The organism is Bacillus sp. JZ34, from assembly GCF_053903205.1.
In genome coordinates this window covers 2,805,682-2,823,376 of the sequence record NZ_CP096403.1, presented here as the reverse complement: position 1 = coordinate 2,823,376, position 17,695 = coordinate 2,805,682, and the positions used below count along the sequence as shown (strand labels likewise).

Below are 17,695 nucleotides of genomic sequence, written 5' to 3'. Positions count from 1 at the left end.
TTTTTGCTAGAACACTTTTCTCACAGAGAAAGGTGTTTTTTCGTTTAGATATCAGTGAATCTCTTCTTTTATGAAATACTGACGGAAAGCGGAGAAGGAGGAATTATGAAACAGGAAAAAGCGATCGTCGTATTCAGCGGCGGTCAGGACAGTACGACTTGCCTTTTGTGGGCGCTTCGGCAATTTCAGGAGGTGGAAGCGGTCACCTTCCAATATAATCAGCGGCACCGAGAGGAAATCGAAGTCGCGAAAAAGATCGCTGAAAAGCTTGGCGTCAAGCATCACCTTCTTGATATGGAACTGTTAAATCAGCTCGCGCCGAATGCTTTGACAAGGGATGATATCGAGATTGAGGCGAAAGAAGGCGAACTTCCGTCCACTTTTGTTCCGGGACGCAACCTCGTGTTTTTATCGTTCGCTTCGATCCTCGCCTACCAGGTCAGCGCGCGGCACATCATAACAGGTGTATGCGAGACGGATTTCAGCGGCTATCCGGATTGCCGGGATGAGTTCGTCAAATCCTGCAATGTCACTGTCAACTTGGCGATGGAGCGCCCGTTTGTCATCCACACGCCGCTGATGTGGCTGAACAAGGCGGAAACGTGGGAGCTCGCCGATGAGCTTGATGCGCTTGATTTCGTGAAAAACGAGACGCTGACGTGCTACAACGGAATCATTGCCGACGGCTGCGGCGAATGCCCGGCCTGCAAACTTCGGGCGAATGGCTACAATGAATATATGAAAATGAAAAAGGAGCGAGCTTAACAGTGCTTACACAAATTTACCCGCAACCAAGCCATCCTTACTCTTTTGAACTAAATAAAGATATGCAGATGTCAGCCGCGCATTTTATTCCGAGAGAGGATGCGGGCGCATGCAGCAGAGTCCACGGCCATACGTATACAATCAATATCACGATTGCCGGGGATGAATTGAATGAATCAGGATTCCTTGTCAACTTCAGCACCATTAAAAAATTGATCCACGGGGAATACGATCATACGCTTTTAAATGACCATCAGGAATTTTCGGGTGAAAGCGCGGATCGGATCCCTTCGACAGAAGTGGTGGCGAAAACGATTTACGATAAAACAGAGGCTTATTTGAAAGATCTCAAAAACCGTCCGCATTGCGTTCAGGTGTTTGTCAGGGAAACGCCGACAAGCTATGTCGTCTACCGTCCGAAACCGGGTGTTCACAATGGCTAAGCCGATTCCCGTACTTGAAATTTTCGGTCCGACGGTTCAGGGAGAGGGGATGGTCATCGGGCAAAAAACGATGTTTGTCAGAACAGCCGGCTGCGACTATTCGTGCAGCTGGTGCGATTCAGCTTTTACCTGGGACGGTTCGGCGAAAAAAGACATCAAATGGATGACCGCTGAAGAAGTATACGAATCTCTTAAAGACATCGGCGGAAACGCCTTCTCGCACGTTACGATTTCAGGAGGCAACCCGGCGCTTTTAAAACAGCTGGACGGACTGATTTCCCTTTTAAAAGAAAACGGTATACGGACAGCGCTTGAGACGCAAGGGACGTTTTATCAAGACTGGTTTGCCGGAATCGATGATTTAACAATTTCGCCAAAGCCGCCGAGCTCCAATATGAAAACCGATTTTAACAAGCTTGATCATATTGTTGAAAAACTGAAAGAGCACGGCCGGGCGGAAGCGGCAAGTTTGAAGGTCGTCATATTCACGGCGGAAGACCTTCAATTTGCAAAGCAAGTTCACCAGCGTTATCCTGATGTCCCGTTCTTTCTCCAAGTCGGAAATGACGACGTTCATACAGAAGACCAAGAGCGGCTCGTCGAACGGCTGCTTCAAAAGTATGAACAGCTGGTAGAAGCGGTCACGCGCGACCCTGAATTGAACCGCGTCCGCGTTCTCCCGCAGCTCCACACCCTGATCTGGGGTAACAAACGAGGCGTTTGATTGAAGAAAGGAAGATGAATGATGACCACAAGAAAAGATTCAGAACTCGAAGGCGTAACCCTTCTTGGAAATCAAGGCACCAATTATTTGTTTGACTATTCTCCGGAAGTGCTTGAGTCTTTCCCGAATAAACACGAAAACAGGGACTATTTCGTGAAATTCAACTGCCCTGAATTCACATCCCTGTGCCCGAAAACCGGACAGCCCGATTTTGCCACGATCTATATCAGCTACATCCCTGATAAAAAAATGGTAGAAAGCAAGTCTTTGAAACTGTATCTCTTCAGTTTCCGAAATCACGGCGATTTTCACGAAGACTGCATGAACATCATCATGAACGATTTAATTGAGCTGATGGACCCGCGCTACATCGAAGTCTGGGGCAAATTCACCCCGAGAGGCGGAATCTCGATCGACCCGTACACCAACTACGGCAAGCCCGGCACAAAGTATGAAAAAATGGCCGAGTATCGGATGATGAATCATGATTTGTATCCGGAAACGATTGATAATCGGTAAGAGGTGCAGGAGAAGTGAGGGTTTGTGATCGATGTGTGACTGGAGTGACAGTAAAAGTGTGACTCGGGTGTGACCCGAAAATAGCGAAGTGTGACCCGTGAAAATACGGTATTTTGTATAGAAATAATGGTCGAGGGGATAGAAATGTTTGTGACCTAGACGTGCAATTACGCACGTCTATTTTTTTTTCATGTAGAACGTTCCTACGGTATTTACCTTGCGCATACGTCGTTTTTAAAAGGCGTCTATGATTCCGAGACGCTGGAAGAAATCGGCCTATATGCGGTACGTCAAACGTTCATCGGAACGAAACGAAAGCATATTCGGAATCTGGCCGGCTACTACAACGGCGTGCTTGACCGGATGCTAGACCGCCTATACGAGACAAGATTCGATTCGTTAATCGAAGAGTGAAAGGGATATCTTCGCCATTCGCCTCGTTAACGTCTTCGTTCGCTAGTTCGTCGCCAACTTCGCGATCTCTTTCGTTCGGGTTTCGTTAATTTTCGCCAGTTATTCGTCTTGTTTCGTTCGTTTATTCGTGAAAAATACTGCTTTATTCTCGTTTTAAAAGAGTTATTTTTCGGTTTTCACTTGAAGTGACTAAATAATTCAGTTATTCTGACAATGAGGAGGGGATGAGATGTATATGCGGGGGAGACGAAGACCGGCGATTAAACATAGTGAGAAAAATACATACGAAAGTAAGACTCTGTCTGATGTGTGTAAACAAATTTGTAACGTAAAAATGTCTGAAGGACTTACGAAAGAAACAATTGATCGCTATCGCCGGGTTTGTGAGAGTGTGGAAGAATTCGCGGAAATTAAAGGACTGTCCACCAATGTTGAATCTATAGATGTCGAGTTTGCGAGGCAGTACATGACCTATATACTGCACGAGAAGAAAACGTTTAAGGGACACCGTTATAAACCGGAAAGTGTGAAAACTCCAGGGTGTTCTCCGAAATATGCAAATGACCACCTGAAAACTATGAGAGCAGTTTTTACTTTCTGTATAAAGGAAAATATGATTTCGGAAAATCCATTTCAAAAAATAAATAAAGTCAAGCAGCCGGAACCTATAATTCAAATATTATCTGTAGAGGAGATGAAGCAGCTTTTAAAAACACCGAATAAGCGAAAGTTCTCTGAGTTTAGAGATTACGTGGTTATGATGTGTTTAATTAACTCTATGTGTAGAATCGGAGAAATCGCCACTTTAGAGATCGAAAATATAAATTTTGAGTTGAGCTACATTATTCTTGAAGCTCAAAAAACAAAAACGAGAAAAGGCCGTATGATTCCATTAGATAAAAATACAATGCAGCTGCTTAAAAAGTTATTGTTAAGAAATACGCGATTTAAGCCTAGCAAGTATGTCTTCATTACGGAGGAAGGGACAAGACTAACGACCGACAATTTTAGAAAACGGCTTGCGGATTACGCTCATCAGGCAGGAATAAATAAAAGAGTCCATCCGCATTTATTTAGACACACCGCGGCGAGCATGTTTTTGCAGGCAGGAGGGGATCTTAGGCACCTCCAGACGATCATCGGCCATAAAGATTTACGTATGGTATTACGATATACTCATCTGTCATTAGAATCCCTCGCAAGGCAACAGAGTGAATATTCGCTAATAAACCAAGTGGTAGATGGGTTAAATAAGCCAAGGAAGACAAAAAGAAAATACGGAAGGTAGGAAATATCGTGACTCAAAAGAAAAAAATTTTCTCGGTAGAAGAAAGTCTTCCTGATCTCTCTGGAATGTTTAATAATATCTCGGCATCGCCAAACCCAAAGCAAATTACAATTGAAAAAGCACTTACAATTATTCTCCGACAGATGGAAGTAAGCGGGAATAGGGAGCGGACAATTAGCGATTACCATCTTCATGTATCACATTTTAAGGAATCAGAAGAATTAACATATCTACATGAAATTACATATAAGTCGATTCATTCATGGCTTGGAAACATGGATGTCAGTGCACAAACAAGGCTCACGCGTTTGAAATGTCTCAAAGCATTTTTATCGCGTTGTTTCGATAATGGATGGTTCGAATCGAAGTTTTGGAAGAACGTAAAGGTGAAGGTCGACAATAAAGTTAAAGAGGGGGCGACGGATCAGGAAATCAAAATCTTACTTTCGTTATTAGATTTAACCGACTTTGTACAGCTACGTGATGCGACAGCATTGCTTCTTATGTATAAAACAGGTATGCGTGTAGGGACGCTCGCAAACTTAAAAGAAGAACATGTCGATTTTAATGGAGAATTACTTCGGTTAAGTGGTGAAATCGTTAAAAATCGAGAACCTTTACTACTGCCCTTTGATGAGACTCTCGCTCAACTTCTCTCTGTACTGGTGAATAAAAACGCCGAAATCCGCCGAGCATATAAGAAGGACAATAAATTTGTTTTTTTAACAAAGTACGGCAATCAAATAGCAACAGGGCCGTCGAATAACAATATTCAAAAACGGTTGAACAGGTATGCGCGTGAGTACGGATTAAAGAATATAAATCCGCACGCATTAAGAAGGGGCTTTGCGAAATCCTTGCTTGAAAAAGGCGCAAATTTAACTGACATTTCAAGAGCGCTGGGACATAGTGATCTTTCGGTAACGACTAAATATTTATATTTAGATAAGAATGAAGTGGCCGAGAGTTTGCGGAGGTTTTTGTGAATAAAGGTCGGTGGCGAGCCGGAACGCTACACGTTTAATCCTAACGTGTTTTATCGACAGTCCAAGACGCCTGACAAGACGTTGCTTGCGATGTTTAACGTGAAGAAGCCGTAGATGAACGAAAAGAGGGCGCCAATTATGGCGCCTTTATTAGTTTTCAATTCCTCTGTTACTTGCGTGTGTAAAAAGTGAAAGTAATGACCAGAATAAATTCTGCCTAGTCATGAAAATGAATCATTTAACAATTATATATTAATAGCAAAAATTATAAAATAAGGGAAATAATGTTGAAAATCATCGTATTCTAGTTTAGAATAAAGTTACAAATAATAGAAAGGGGGCTTTTGTTTTGAGTAAGAGAGTAGTGAGCATTGTCGCGACCGTTTTAAGTTTTGTGTTGTTTTTAGCTTTTACAATGCCGTCAGTTAGCTATGCTTTTGCTTCAAGTAAGGGGACATTAAGTGTTGAAAAGGATAAGTACATATCTATTTTAGACGCTTTGGAGAACTCTATTGTGAAAAAGGGTTCTGGTTATGAAGTCGACACTAAAGTAGCTCAAGACTTCGGTCTAAATGCTATTGAAATTACTAATTTAAAAGAATTTGTAAAAAGTAGTTCAAGCCAACAAATTGAAAAGACGTTAAAAGAAGTGCCTCAAGCTAAGGAGCAAGCGAAAAAAGAAAAAACTACAACTTTCGAGATTGCCGGTTTTAAGGAAAAATTGACTGCTGCTATGTACGCGGTATTTGTCACACTTTGCGGAGTAACTTTAGCTCAACAATTTATTTCTGATATGTATGAATATGGCGCTTATAAAGCATGCCACGCCCTCGGTAAAAAACATAAAAGCATAAAAGAAGCATGTAAAATAACAGGGCATTGGTAAAAAAAAATAAGAGGGCGGTAAAACTGCCCTCTTATTTTTTGATAAGCTCTAGCTCTTGAAGACTTTTAAAAAGTTTTTTCAAACCGTAAACCGTAATTAAGCCGGACAAAGTTAAGCCACCAATAAAATACAGCGATAAGTATAATGCACCCATTGTGACTATCCTTTCTTGCTTGAATTTTATTTAGTTGTTAACTTATTATAGCATATAATCCAAACTATTTCCAACACAGGAAAAGGTCCCGTTACGTCATATACTCTTCTTCATACCGCATCTGCGGCACTCCCGAAGGAAAATTCCGTCCTTCACCGAGCTTTTAAACAGCGTATAATCACAGTTGTCGCAGCGGCCATAATGAACATCCGGATATTCCTTGTAGTCGTATATAATCGTTATGTCGTATCCTTTTGTTTCGTAAACCATTCGGCCTCACCCTCCAACTATTAGAATGCGGCAATAGTGCATTCAATTCAACGCCATTCATGGAACGAAGGAATCCGCAGTAATCCGTTTTCAGTCTTGACCCGGTGTTTGACGCGGCACCCAACCGGCTCAATATAAACGTACTTCTCCGTTTCTTCGACGTCTTTTCTCTCAGCGTGTAGCTTCCGCCGCGCATCCTAAGGCATAAACTCCATAACGCCGGCATACTCTGGCCGTCTATGTCGAAAGAAGCAGCGCACTGTCTTCCTTGCGCAATCCCTTGTCGCGCGTTTTAACTTTTATTTTATACATTCGAATGAATAATCTAAATTAAGAGTCCCTAATTCTACAGTGGGATTCCCTCCTGAATTAAAGCAATTTTGAGAGAGAGTTTGTATTTCTTTATTATTGAAAAAGCTTTTAGAAAAAATTAAAGACGCTGTTATCACGAGTGTGAAAGGAATTATTATAGATATCCGAGGTAAATTTGTTAACTTCTTTAATTTCATTCAGATAGTTATCCTTCCATTATGAGAGTTTTTCTCTTATTATCACTTTTTTGTTTTAAAGTTTCACCCCATATTTTCACTAGTTCATTCAATAAACAAGGAAGAACATTTCCAGAATTGCCACCACTTTTTCTTGCGAACGGCGCCCAGCATTTTTTGAGTTTCCTGGGATTCACGAAGGGATTTCATCAGCATTTCGTCTCTTTCCTTCTGCCGTTTCTCAAAAAGTTCAATGCGTTCCAGCATCATTTTATTGAATTCCTCTTGTTGTTTGACAAATTGAGATAAGGCGTGATCTATATTCAGGCCGTCCAGCATATCTTTTAGTCCACACAGTGGCCTGAACGTAACAGATACGCAGTTGTTATCTATTATTGATCTATAGAAAATTCTTTTTCAGGCAGTCCCAAAATATCTGTATTATTAGGAATATAACCAAGCAACCGTAACATTGCTACAATTTGCCCCTTATGATGAAACTCATGCGTAATAGAATGGACTAGTAATTGGTGTGGTGTTTTTTTTACGATTCCACTGCCCGCTTTCCAAGAAGGCTCTTTTTCGATAAAATCATCAAATTTCTCAGTGAATTGTTCAAACACAGTATCCACATATATATCAGCCTGTTGAAAATAACGTTGAATATCTTCTATCTGCATATTATGGAGTGCTTCCTTTGTTATGAGTGGTGAAGTTGTTTTTGAAAGCACAAAAGAACCCAGCCAAGCATGATAACAACCAGCCACATGAACTAAAGAATCTCTTATACTTTGAAAACCAAATCCAAACTCTTTTGTAAAATCATTTTTATTCAATACTTTACACTGGTCTAGTAAAATCTGTCTTGTTTGTTTCACCCAATCATATTCGTGTTTTTCCATCACTATCCCACCCCTTAAAACATATCAAAATATTCTTCTAATTATACACAAATGTGTACCATCATTAATGCTTGATTTAATCGAACTTTAATGCAGGCAAATCAAGGCGCTCTATTTTGAGGGGGAAAAGATACATAATAATGATACATAGCCAAGTGCGACCGATAAAATGAAGAAATTGAAGAGTTTAAAACTGCGAAAATACATATGGAAAATCATTGAAGAAAACATGACGGTATATACATCCCGAGAAATAATAAGATAATGAGCTTGTTGCAGTTATGCAAAAAGAATGCAGAGACCAAGATTGCGAATACTAAAAATAGACGCCAACTATGGCGTCATAAGCTCCTTGATACCCTTTAAAATAAAGAGTTATAAAAATTGACCGGCATCAACTCTAGTGGAATCTTTCTCCTTAACCAGTTTTAACGTGGCCACGATTAGAAAGCTGACAATCACTAGTAAGAGCCATGAACTCACTTTTCCTAGATGAACGAGACTCCACGCGCTGGTTTGGTTTGGATATGTCCAGGCTCCAAAAAACGTTGCGATATTTTCGGCTATCCATATAAAAAATCCGATGAGCACAAAAGAAAGTGCGAGCGGCATACGGTAACGAATTCCATTAACCTCGTATATGACCCATGATTTCCAAAAGACAATTACTACAAGTCCAGATAACCAAAAGCGGACGTCAATCCAATAATGATGGAGGAAAAAATTCAAATAAATCGCAGCGGCAAGAGGTACAACGACGAAAAACGGCGGCCACTTAACCAGTTCAACCTTAAGCCTCCTCCACGCCTGGCAAAGATAACTGGCGACACTTGCATACATAAAGCCGCTATATAAAGGCACTCCAAAGATTTTGGAATAACCTTCCTCTGGATAAGACCAGGAGCCCATTTGCACCTTGAAAAGTTCAAGAGCTAGTCCAATAAGGTGGAACAATGTGATCACCTTTAGTTCATCCCGTGTTTCAAGCCCGGAATACACCATCCACCACTGCATGAGAAGGCAGATGATGAGCAGCCAGTCATACCGCGGCAGGAAGGGAAGAGGAATGATTTGTGTAATTGCCAAAGAGGCAAAAATAACGACAGGAAATAAACATGACAAGGACTGCTCCCAACCAAAACGAACGAGTTGATTAAGTGCTCTCATCATGTGTGCCTCCGAAGTTTTTTTCTGAATATATGCGAGGCCAGCTTAGTATTGCAGCTAAACAGATTTACGGGTATGCGCATAAGATCACCGCCGAATAGGCTAAATTTTTAATCATGAGTGTCTTCATCACTTCGGTATTCCAAAATATCTCCGGGTTGACATTCTAAAGCCTTGCAAATCGCCTCTAAAGTTGATAATCGAATAGCCTTTGCCTTTCCGTTTTTTAATATAGAAAGATTCGCCATTGTGATTCCAACCCTCTCAGAAAGTTCCGTTACGCTCATTTTTCTTTTAGCAAGCATCACGTCAATATTGATAATAATTGCCATTGTTTTCACCTCAGACTGTTAAATCATTTTCTGATTTTATATCAATCGCTTCTTGCAATAGCCTTTGGAGAACAGCAGCAAAGACGGCGATAACCATTGAAGCAAAAATAAGGACCAGTCCGATTAGTATGATGCCAGGAGCGTCGTCCATCTCCGCGATGAGATAGAAGAGCGGCATGCCTGCCGCTAATAAAATACTGATGGTGATTGCACAGTATTTTATATTCTTTAAAGCCCGTACAGACAATTTCGAGAAAGCTTTATTGTGGTCAATATAGCTTAAAAGTTTACAGGCTTGATACAGAGCAAAGTAAAAAGGTATCGCCGCTGCATACAAATCGATATAAACGAGATATTTCAGATAAGAAATATCTGGATACAAATCAGCTGCAAAATTCGCTATCTTCGGCACGAAAAATATGCACAAAGCAAGAACTGGGATTCCAATAAGAATAACAGCTATCTTTAAAAAGAGTGTTGATCCACGTTTCATAAAGAGCACCTCACTTATTTTGTCGATTTGAATTTAACACATTATTTATCGTTTTACAATAAAAAATTATTGATAAAGGTGATTTTATTGTTGTTATGGTATGATATCTTTTTGATTTTAGACAAGCGTTTATAAAGCTATGCAAAGAAATACGTCAGCGGAGTATACATCACCTCTTTTGGACCTTTGCGGCTTCCGCCAAACGAAAAGATCAAGCTTAAAGCGTCTTTCGAACGATAGCTTATATGAACGCAGGTTCGAGACAGTCAATGGATTGAAAAACGCTGGTTATGCGATAGTTAACCGGAACTCAGCAGAACCATATCGTCAAATAAATCCTAGGGTGAAAAAGCTCAAACGTACCATAAAGGAATATGTGTCAACAAGGAGACAATAAAACAGCTTCCGATTGGCATGTCTTTGCCCATAACGTGAAGACTCGGGTTGAAGTCGAGGAGTTATTTGAGGTGAAGACCGAAGACGATTAGTGTGGTGAAAACAGAAAAGAGAATGTTGTTAGATTTAAATAAAAATAAGACGCCAATTAAGGCGCCTTCATCTCGTCTTAAATCCATTCACAAAACTTTCTCCGTCCTGCTCCGTGTTAATAAGCTGCTGGGCGCTTTGGCTGATTCGTTGAGCAAGCGCCTCTTGCGCTTTTCCTTCAAAGCTGTAGAGAAGCGATGAATAGACGCTGTTCATTTCTTTTTGTATATCGTCTATCTTAAACTTCGGTCTTAGTGTCGTTTTAATGCCTTCAAGCTTCGTTGCGGCTGATACCCTCATGCCCGTTTTCAGCATTTGAAGCTGATTGCGCCGTATGAGGAGCGTATCTTCTTGATCACCGTTTAAGTTGTTGAGTGAGGCTAGTTTATTGAAATTTTCCATTATGTCATCTCCTAAAGCTTAAGCCAGTTTGCCAGCATTTTATCTTTTGATTTAAAATCTTTTGCGATCTGAGCAAGGTACCTGCTGATGTCTTCTAAATCTGAAATCGTATTTTGTAATGAGGCGATGTACGCTTTTTCGGCATGAACATCGTAAAAGAGCGGATTGCCTTTTTTATCAAACGACTGCGCCAGGTTTTTCAGCGTATTGTTTACATCTTCGAGTGTCAGCTTGTCGTATAAACCGTGGCCGACTTGACGGTAGGTATCGTGTTTCAGGTCGTTGATCGCAGCGTCGTGTTCCTGATAAGCGTTTTCGGCTTCGCGTTTCATCGTCCGCAGATCGTTGATCATCACATTTACTTTTTGCGCGAGCTGTTTGGCAACTGCGGGTGTTACTTTAATTGTGCCACTTCCGGATGCAACTTCCGGTGGGAGCATCGCTTTTAAATTTTTGTCATAAACGAGCTCATCGCCCTCTATATTTTGAACGTTGCCGTTTTCGTCGAAGGTGAAGTTATTACTTCCGACCCAATGCGTATCAGGCATTCCTAAGATTGCGGTCTGAAAGAAATACCCAGCGTTTTGCCCGATTTGTTGGAATACATCGCCCTGCATTCTCGCCTCGCGCACCGCATTTGATAATTCAGGGTCCTTCGTATAAATTGTCGTACCGTTGTGCCGGTCATACTCGTTCCACCAGCCGGCCCCGACCATATCATCCGGGTTGATAATCGATTTTATGGATCGGTCATATTCACCGTTATTAATTTTTTTTTGCTGCTCCGCAGAGTGTAGGTGGACGATTGAAGGGCTGTTAAACGCTACGGCATAGACATTATTGTTGACCGCACTGTATTCAGCCTCTGCGCCGCCGAGAGAATGTCCGGTTGTTGAAATGACCGTCGAGGTGCCTTTATACTTTTGTTTAACTTCCCGCACCAGATTGTCAGCTTGCCCGATTTGGGACGTTTTCGTAATTAACTTGTAGTTACCGGTGCTAAGCATCGAGTCTTGTGTCGGAGTTCCGTTATATTTTCCGAGTGTTTTAGAAGTATCTTTCGCATCTTTTTCGACTATGTAGTGTTCCTTCTTTTTCGGGTCAATTCCCATTACAACGTTCCCGCCGTCAGCGTCAATAACATCTTGGAAGAATTGGTTCTTAGGATCTGTTCCCGCGAAGGCTACGACGACGTTTTTTGGTGTGTCAGGTTTAACCCATTTACCGTCCTTTTTCTTCGCTTGAACAAATACATACGCGTCGAGTCCGGTGTCAGAGTCCCTTTTAATTTTATCAACGTAATAAGCCTTATTTGATTTACTCTCTATAGGTGTTCTATCCTTGAAAGCTTCTTTCATTTTATTGCTACTATATGTGTTTTGGCTAAGAAAATAATAATCCTTATCTGTTACATTAGGAATATCGCTTATGAGGACATTAAGTCAATTGATTATTCTGATGACTACGAAGTGAACCCAATGGGCGGAATTGATATTAAAGGGTATCTAAATGGTGATAAGCAAAAGAAAATATGGGGTATTTATGATAAGTCAAATGACGAAGTAGGGTCCTTCACAGTCGATGCTGAAAGAAAGCCCGAATGTAAAGATAAAATTTGCGATTATTAATAAAAGGTCCGACTCGATTGAGCGGGCTTTTTTCTATTTTTATCTCACGTTTGTTTAACTAATCAGTTTTATTACCCCTGATAATAAATAATGTTGTGATATCATTTCTAGTATTTGTTTTAAACCTACCGTAAAGCATTACATCGTTACACGCATGAAGGGTGAGCTTTACCCGGTGGAAAAAGAGATTTTCGAAGAGAATTACGAGAAAGTTAGCGAATGACTGAGGAGCCAAATAAACGGTGCCCGTTAAACTCAGATCCCTGAGAAATCTATATTAATTTTTGATGAACCTGTCGTGATATTTCCCTAATGAGGATGTCGATATTAGTCCGTCATAAATGTTTTGGGTACGCCATAAAAGAAAAGATTGCGGATATTAAAAAACCCTTTTAAAATGAGTGAACCTTTTTCCTTACTTCTACAACGTTCCCATGAATAGCCGGAACGATTTAGCTCAGCTCAATCTTGTGAGGAAGGGTATACTTTAGAAAAAGCTTAATATACTGAGGTGAATATTGAAAATATGGATTCGGCATTGAATAATTTAATCATCAGTTGCCATTACGCTTTATTGGGGGCAATTCCATACAAATTAAGGGGACTCGCAGTCAAGTTAGAAAATGAAACGTTATACTGGAAAGGCTATTTTAACGGGGAACCGACAGACGATGAAATAGAAATGCTGAGCGTAGCTTGTACAGAGGTACTTGCTGACTTTCCACATATTAAGGACTGTGAAGAAGAGTATATCAATCATAAGTTTCCTTTAAAAATGGATAAATTACAGTTTTGGGCATTTTTAAGATGGGAAGACAACGAGCATGATGAAATAGGATAAGCTGTAAAACACTTTATTATAATTTGTTACGGAGTTTGGTGTGAAGTGTAATAAACGAAAGGTGAATTCATTTTAAGATTATAGGGATTAAAGCTTTAATATGCATAGTTGGTTATCGGGAAACCACTTTCAAAAACGCACAAGTTCACAATAATAAAAAGATATTCATGTTGATTAGGCGTGCATCATTGCATGTCTATTCTTTTTGGAAAGAACTTTTACCTAGAACTAAAGAACTTAAAAAGCGAGAATGACACAAATTTTATTAGTTCTATTGTCTTATTTTTTATACATAATACCAAAAATACACTTCAAATGATTTATAATGAAGCGTGCCTAATAATTAGCAAACATGGAACGTGATTCAATAAAAACGTATAAGGTTATTGCAGTATGAACTGGAGGATACAGTTTTGAAATATAAAAAAGCAGCAGCGCTTGGAATTGGTTTACTTTTATTTATAGGCGGATGTCAGAACAGAGAGGAGTCTGACATTAGCGTCCAAGATTACACAGGACAAGATTTTCATATTCAGAGCAGGGGTTATCAGAAAGAAACCGCTGAGATCGCAGAAGCGCATCGAGATGAGGTTGAAAAAACCGTAAAAGATTATTTCTTGGATCAATATAGAACAAAGGTAAAAGTCCATAACATTGTCGGAGGGCATGGATTTGTTACTGTGTATGCTGAATCGGTCGGAAAATTGCATTTCTACACAAGCGCAAAAATTAAAATTGATTTGGACAAGAAAGAGGTGCAGACTGACGCGATCCGTTCATCGGAGTTGGACGTGAAAGACTCGATTACAAGCGCGATATACGCATTGGCTTTTGAAGACGAATTTGCCGCGCTAGATTACTATTTAGAGAAGCTAACAGAAGAAGAGCCGATTGTAGGCAAAACGCAGGCAGCCGTTGATAACACAAGCGGTAAGGGATATCAGACGCCTTATTATGCTGTTTCTTTAACTGCTGATTGGAAGGATGACCTTTATTCAGCATATTTAGAAAACCCGAAAAGAAGCAAACAAGACTGGCAGGAAAAATTAGAAGATGAAGAAATCACCCCAAAATCATGTGATATCAATATAAATTTATATATGAAAAAAGCACATACAAGGCCAAGTGAACGCATTTATAATCAAGTGGTGCAGGATATTGAAGACATGGAAGAGCTGGCACCAGGGACTTACAGCATTTACTTGAATGACAATAGAATCGATAAAAACTTAGGATTTAATCCAAGAAAAAGCACGCTTGGACGATAATGTCTTCCTAAACTGATCATGAAATTGAAAATGTACTGATACGGAGATCTATTTTAAAATAATGTTTTAAGGAGCCGGAAAGCGGTCAGGTATTTCATTTCATTCCGCACGGTCGCCGGTTTTTTCAGCTGTTCAATCAAAAAGCGGCATCGATTACGGCGCGGCGCGATGCTTCAAATAGCAAACTTCTTCGGGACGATGCAGGGAACAGAGGAAAAAAACCGCCGGACCCGGGTGGCAGGCGGTTTTTTCTTTTGCAGAAAAACTTGTGGAAATAAAGCTGCGTGGAAATCGTGAATATGTGCTGTAAAGGGCGGCTGATTAATGCAGGGAATCTTTAATAATTTTATAGTTTTTATGATTGACGACGGTTAAGGAGTCCAGTTCCAAGTCTCTGTAGTTTTCCATAATCGTAACATCGACGATCACAGAGTTTTCGTTTACTTTCTCTACGATTCCGGTGAGTCCGTTTTTAAATTCGATGACGTTCCCGACTTTTGCAATTTTCAAGTGACTTCCTCTCCTTTAAAGTAAATTAACCTATTGAAAGTATTTTGCAATATTTTCTTGGAGAAGTAAAGCAATTTGGGAAGCGGCATCACTATTGTTGTACCCGGTGTGACTTAATGTTATAGTTAATTAGTTAAAGATGATGAGAGAAAAGGGGAGAGAACAGGTGACAGAGCAAAATGCCATCGATCAGATCGAGCAATTAAGGTCAGGGAGCATTCATGAACTCCACGTAAAAAAAGAAGATTTTCTTTCTTTCAGAGCCATCTTAACAAAGCAGGAAGATTTTAAGCATTTTCGCGGCATTGCCCAGCATGGCGGAGATATTATATTTCAATATATGAAAGAGGCAAGAAGCTGAAAAAGGCTTTCTCAGACCGGCTGAGAAAGCTTTTTTATTTGTGTGAAGCCATATGTTTCTGGAGATTTTGGTATTCTCTGCATGAAATCGTCCGGCCGTCTGCAATAATGTGACAACCGGACAGTTTGATGGAAGGCATGCCAACATTTTGGCAATGAAATCAGCGATTCGTCTTGTTAGTGTAAAACATATGTTTTTTTCGATGAAGATTTGACAAGGAGGAAGGAAATGAAATCGAAATTTGCTGCGCTAGCTGCGTTTTTAATCTGCATGCTGCCGGCAGCAAGAATCGAACATGCTCAAGCTGTCATGTTGTTCTCGAAAAAAGATAAACAGGAAATGGAACGGCTGATGGAAAGCCTTAAACAGGAAGAAAATCCTGCTTTTCAATTAACAGATGAAAAAAGCTTCATTGAAGCCGCGCATCTGCCGGCTGAAGAGGAGCAGGAAAAAGAAGAAGCTGATGAAGAGACGACGGATCTTTCACATAAAGAAAAAGATCTTTTATCAAGGCTTGTACATGCCGAAGCGAAAGGCGAGTCATTTGAAGGAAAAGTGGCTGTTGCCAATGTCGTCCTGAACCGGGTGGAAGACGGCCGATTTCCTGACAGCGTAAAAAGCGTGATCTATCAAAGAAACGCTTTTGAGCCCGTTCTAAACGGCAGCATCGAGAAAAAAGCAGACCGCGAATCAGTTGAAGCTGTGGAAGAAGCGGTAGATCAAAATAAAAAAGAAACAGACGCTTTATTTTTCTATAATCCCGACATCGCTTCTGATGACTGGATTAAAACAAGAAAAGTCGTGAAGCGCATCGGCAATCATGTCTTTGCGATCTAAAAAGCAGTCAGGGCCATCCGCCTTGACTGCTTTTTATATGCAATTCTTTCTCACTTTTCACAGCCCAAGAAAAAATTTGTTTTTGATACTTTATGAAAATCAATTTTCAATGAAAAAGAAAATAATTTTTAGACTTGTCTCATATGATGGGATAAACCCGTGAGACAAGGAGAGACCTCATGAACCGTTTTGTAAAAGGAATCGTTCTTCTTTCGCTAGCTGCTTTTTTTGCAGAATGTCTTGAATTTGTCATCAACATGATTCTTGCACGGGAGCTTGGCGAGCATGGCATGGGGCTCTACATGAGTGTTTTGCCTTCCATTTTTTTAGTTGTGGTGATTGCTAGCCTTGAGCTGCCTGTATCGATATCGAAGTTTATCGCCGAGTCCACCCCGAAGCTGCACGAAAGCATGCTGAAACATGCATTGCGGATGACTGCGGTCTGCACGGTTTTTTCCACGGCAGCTGCAGTGATCATTCTTCCATTTATTCCGGTTTTTGATTCTTACCACCCTCTGATCAGAGGGCTTGTGATCGGGATGATCCCTACGGTTGCCTTTACGTCGATCGCGAGAGGCTACTTCATGGGCGTTCAGCAAATGGGTAAAATCGCAACGGCGAATGCCCTGAAAAAAATCTTTCAGCTCATCGGCTTGTTTTTATTTTTTCAATGGTATTCCTTTGAATTGGATACTTCTCTTCTGATCTCGTTGTTTGTCCTTGTTGCAAGTGAAGTGGTCGTGTTTGTTTATCTGTTTTCTCAGTTTGTTTTGGTCAGGCGCGCCGCTCAAAAAGGGCAGCAGATCCACCTGCGGAGAAACGATGTTTTAAAGCGCCTGCTCACGGTTTCGATCCCGACGACGGGGCTGCGCGTTTTTCACGCTGTGACAAACGCAGTTGAACCTTTTTTGGTGAAGGGGACGCTGCTTGCCGCTGGCGTATCGAGAACATCGGCCATCGACCAGTTCGGCATGCTTTCGGGGGTGGCGATGACAATCGGCTTTTTTCCGGCTTTCATCGCCCATTCACTGATGGTCGTCATGATCCCGAGCATTTCCGAAAGCTACGCTTACGGACAATACGAAAGAGTGATCAAACGGATTAAACAGGCGATCTTCATCACGCTGTTTTACGGCATACCGTCCGTTATGGTGATGTATCACTTTGCAGAGCCGCTGACCCACTTATTTTTCGATTCGGTTAAGGCGTCGTTTTACCTGAAAATGCTGTGGCCGTATTTTTTATTTCACTTTTTTGCCATGCCGTTTCAGGCCTGTTTAATCGGAATGGGGTTGGCCAAAGATGCCTTTTATCATAATGTATGGGCCAGTGTTTTGTCGTTTTTGATGATGTATGTTCTCGGATCCATGCAGACATTGCAGATGACGGGGATCATCCTAGCGATGAATACCGGAATGATTTTGCTGACGGCGCTGCATTATGTGACGATTTGCAAAGAGCTGGGCGTCACGCTTTTTTTGACAAACAAATCCCGATCTCCGAGAATTGAAAGCCGCTGATTGACCCTCTT

The 17,695-nt window shown here is 40.9% G+C and carries 21 protein-coding genes and 1 pseudogene; 13 read left to right on the top strand and 9 right to left on the bottom strand.

Annotated features, from left to right (window positions below; all coding sequences use genetic code 11):
* The first annotated feature begins 105 nt into the window (after positions 1-105).
* The 7 genes from queC to M1D90_RS14220 all read left to right on the top strand — a co-directional run bounded on the left by queC (position 106) and on the right by M1D90_RS14220 (position 6,025).
* The gene (queC, locus tag M1D90_RS14250) at positions 106-765 is read left to right on the top strand and encodes a 7-cyano-7-deazaguanine synthase QueC (RefSeq protein WP_075213206.1); all 660 of its coding nucleotides are present in this window, start codon (positions 106-108) and stop codon (positions 763-765) included.
* 2 nt (positions 766-767) lie between these two features.
* Entirely contained in the window at positions 768-1,208 is a 441-nt protein-coding gene (gene queD / locus M1D90_RS14245) for a 6-carboxytetrahydropterin synthase QueD (protein WP_023857309.1), read from the top strand.
* Positions 1,201-1,932 (top strand): 7-carboxy-7-deazaguanine synthase QueE, encoded by a 732-nt coding sequence (queE, locus tag M1D90_RS14240; protein WP_035338861.1) that lies wholly within the window; start codon positions 1,201-1,203, stop codon positions 1,930-1,932. The genes queD and queE overlap by 8 nt, the downstream gene beginning before the upstream one ends.
* Positions 1,933-1,953: 21 nt before the next feature.
* Positions 1,954-2,451 carry a preQ(1) synthase gene (queF, locus tag M1D90_RS14235; protein ID WP_009328607.1) on the top strand — a complete coding sequence of 166 codons (498 nt, stop codon included), beginning with the start codon at positions 1,954-1,956 and terminating at the stop codon, positions 2,449-2,451.
* Positions 2,452-3,094: 643 nt separating this feature from the next.
* On the top strand, positions 3,095-4,153 hold the full coding sequence (locus M1D90_RS14230) for a tyrosine-type recombinase/integrase (protein ID WP_149169432.1): 1,059 nt from the start codon (positions 3,095-3,097) through the stop codon (positions 4,151-4,153).
* Positions 4,154-4,161: 8 nt separating this feature from the next.
* Positions 4,162-5,139: a tyrosine-type recombinase/integrase gene (locus M1D90_RS14225; RefSeq protein ID WP_095240287.1), complete on the top strand. Its 978-nt coding sequence runs from the start codon at positions 4,162-4,164 to the stop codon at positions 5,137-5,139.
* A gap of 349 nt (positions 5,140-5,488) precedes the next feature.
* The gene (locus tag M1D90_RS14220; protein ID WP_216920456.1) at positions 5,489-6,025 is read left to right on the top strand and encodes a hypothetical protein; all 537 of its coding nucleotides are present in this window, start codon (positions 5,489-5,491) and stop codon (positions 6,023-6,025) included.
* 250 nt (positions 6,026-6,275) lie between these two features.
* Here M1D90_RS14220 and M1D90_RS14215 read toward each other — a convergent pair whose 3' ends face one another.
* The 8 genes from M1D90_RS14215 to M1D90_RS14180 form a co-directional block, all read right to left on the bottom strand.
* The gene (locus tag M1D90_RS14215; RefSeq protein WP_149169434.1) at positions 6,276-6,449 is read right to left on the bottom strand and encodes a hypothetical protein; all 174 of its coding nucleotides are present in this window, start codon (positions 6,447-6,449) and stop codon (positions 6,276-6,278) included.
* Positions 6,450-7,042: 593 nt separating this feature from the next.
* A complete protein-coding gene (locus tag M1D90_RS14210) occupies positions 7,043-7,207 on the bottom strand; it encodes a DUF3967 domain-containing protein (RefSeq protein WP_224066980.1) in 165 nt (54 codons plus the stop codon).
* 122 nt (positions 7,208-7,329) lie between these two features.
* Complete coding sequence (locus tag M1D90_RS14205) at positions 7,330-7,839, bottom strand: DinB family protein (RefSeq protein WP_095290342.1); 510 nt, start codon at positions 7,837-7,839, stop codon at positions 7,330-7,332.
* 375 nt (positions 7,840-8,214) lie between these two features.
* Positions 8,215-9,006: a DUF817 domain-containing protein gene (locus tag M1D90_RS14200; protein ID WP_023857306.1), complete on the bottom strand. Its 792-nt coding sequence runs from the start codon at positions 9,004-9,006 to the stop codon at positions 8,215-8,217.
* Positions 9,007-9,116: 110 nt separating this feature from the next.
* Entirely contained in the window at positions 9,117-9,338 is a 222-nt protein-coding gene (locus M1D90_RS14195; RefSeq protein ID WP_020451161.1) for a helix-turn-helix domain-containing protein, read from the bottom strand.
* A gap of 10 nt (positions 9,339-9,348) precedes the next feature.
* The gene (locus M1D90_RS14190) at positions 9,349-9,831 is read right to left on the bottom strand and encodes a DUF2975 domain-containing protein (RefSeq protein ID WP_456282836.1); all 483 of its coding nucleotides are present in this window, start codon (positions 9,829-9,831) and stop codon (positions 9,349-9,351) included.
* A gap of 555 nt (positions 9,832-10,386) precedes the next feature.
* Positions 10,387-10,719, bottom strand: a complete 333-nt coding sequence (locus M1D90_RS14185) for a hypothetical protein (RefSeq protein WP_020451163.1) — start codon at positions 10,717-10,719, stop codon at positions 10,387-10,389.
* 11 nt (positions 10,720-10,730) lie between these two features.
* Entirely contained in the window at positions 10,731-12,149 is a 1,419-nt protein-coding gene (locus tag M1D90_RS14180) for a lipase (RefSeq protein WP_456283504.1), read from the bottom strand.
* Between M1D90_RS14180 and M1D90_RS14175 the strand changes: the two are divergent.
* The 3 genes and pseudogenes from M1D90_RS14175 to M1D90_RS14165 all read left to right on the top strand — a co-directional run.
* Positions 12,147-12,347 (top strand): annotated as a pseudogene (locus M1D90_RS14175) (DUF1433 domain-containing protein); the annotation flags it as partial. The gene M1D90_RS14180 and the pseudogene M1D90_RS14175 sit on opposite strands and share 3 nt — an antisense overlap.
* 526 nt (positions 12,348-12,873) lie before the next feature.
* Positions 12,874-13,188: a hypothetical protein gene (locus tag M1D90_RS14170; protein ID WP_075213209.1), complete on the top strand. Its 315-nt coding sequence runs from the start codon at positions 12,874-12,876 to the stop codon at positions 13,186-13,188.
* A 413-nt stretch (positions 13,189-13,601) separates the two neighbouring features.
* Entirely contained in the window at positions 13,602-14,456 is an 855-nt protein-coding gene (locus M1D90_RS14165; RefSeq protein WP_020451167.1) for a DUF1672 family protein, read from the top strand.
* 321 nt (positions 14,457-14,777) lie between these two features.
* Here the strand turns inward: M1D90_RS14165 and M1D90_RS14160 are convergent, their stop codons facing one another.
* The gene (locus M1D90_RS14160) at positions 14,778-14,966 is read right to left on the bottom strand and encodes a YkvS family protein (RefSeq protein ID WP_003181225.1); all 189 of its coding nucleotides are present in this window, start codon (positions 14,964-14,966) and stop codon (positions 14,778-14,780) included.
* Positions 14,967-15,108: 142 nt separating this feature from the next.
* Between M1D90_RS14160 and M1D90_RS14155 the strand changes: the two genes are divergently transcribed.
* The 3 genes from M1D90_RS14155 to M1D90_RS14145 all read left to right on the top strand — a co-directional run bounded on the left by M1D90_RS14155 (position 15,109) and on the right by M1D90_RS14145 (position 17,684).
* A complete protein-coding gene (locus M1D90_RS14155) occupies positions 15,109-15,327 on the top strand; it encodes a hypothetical protein (protein ID WP_371268714.1) in 219 nt (72 codons plus the stop codon).
* 228 nt (positions 15,328-15,555) lie between these two features.
* Positions 15,556-16,164, top strand: coding sequence for a cell wall hydrolase (locus tag M1D90_RS14150; RefSeq protein ID WP_020451169.1), 609 nt, complete (start codon positions 15,556-15,558; stop codon positions 16,162-16,164).
* A gap of 179 nt (positions 16,165-16,343) precedes the next feature.
* Positions 16,344-17,684, top strand: coding sequence for a polysaccharide biosynthesis protein (locus M1D90_RS14145; protein ID WP_020451170.1), 1,341 nt, complete (start codon positions 16,344-16,346; stop codon positions 17,682-17,684).
* The last annotated feature ends 11 nt before the right edge of the window (positions 17,685-17,695 follow it).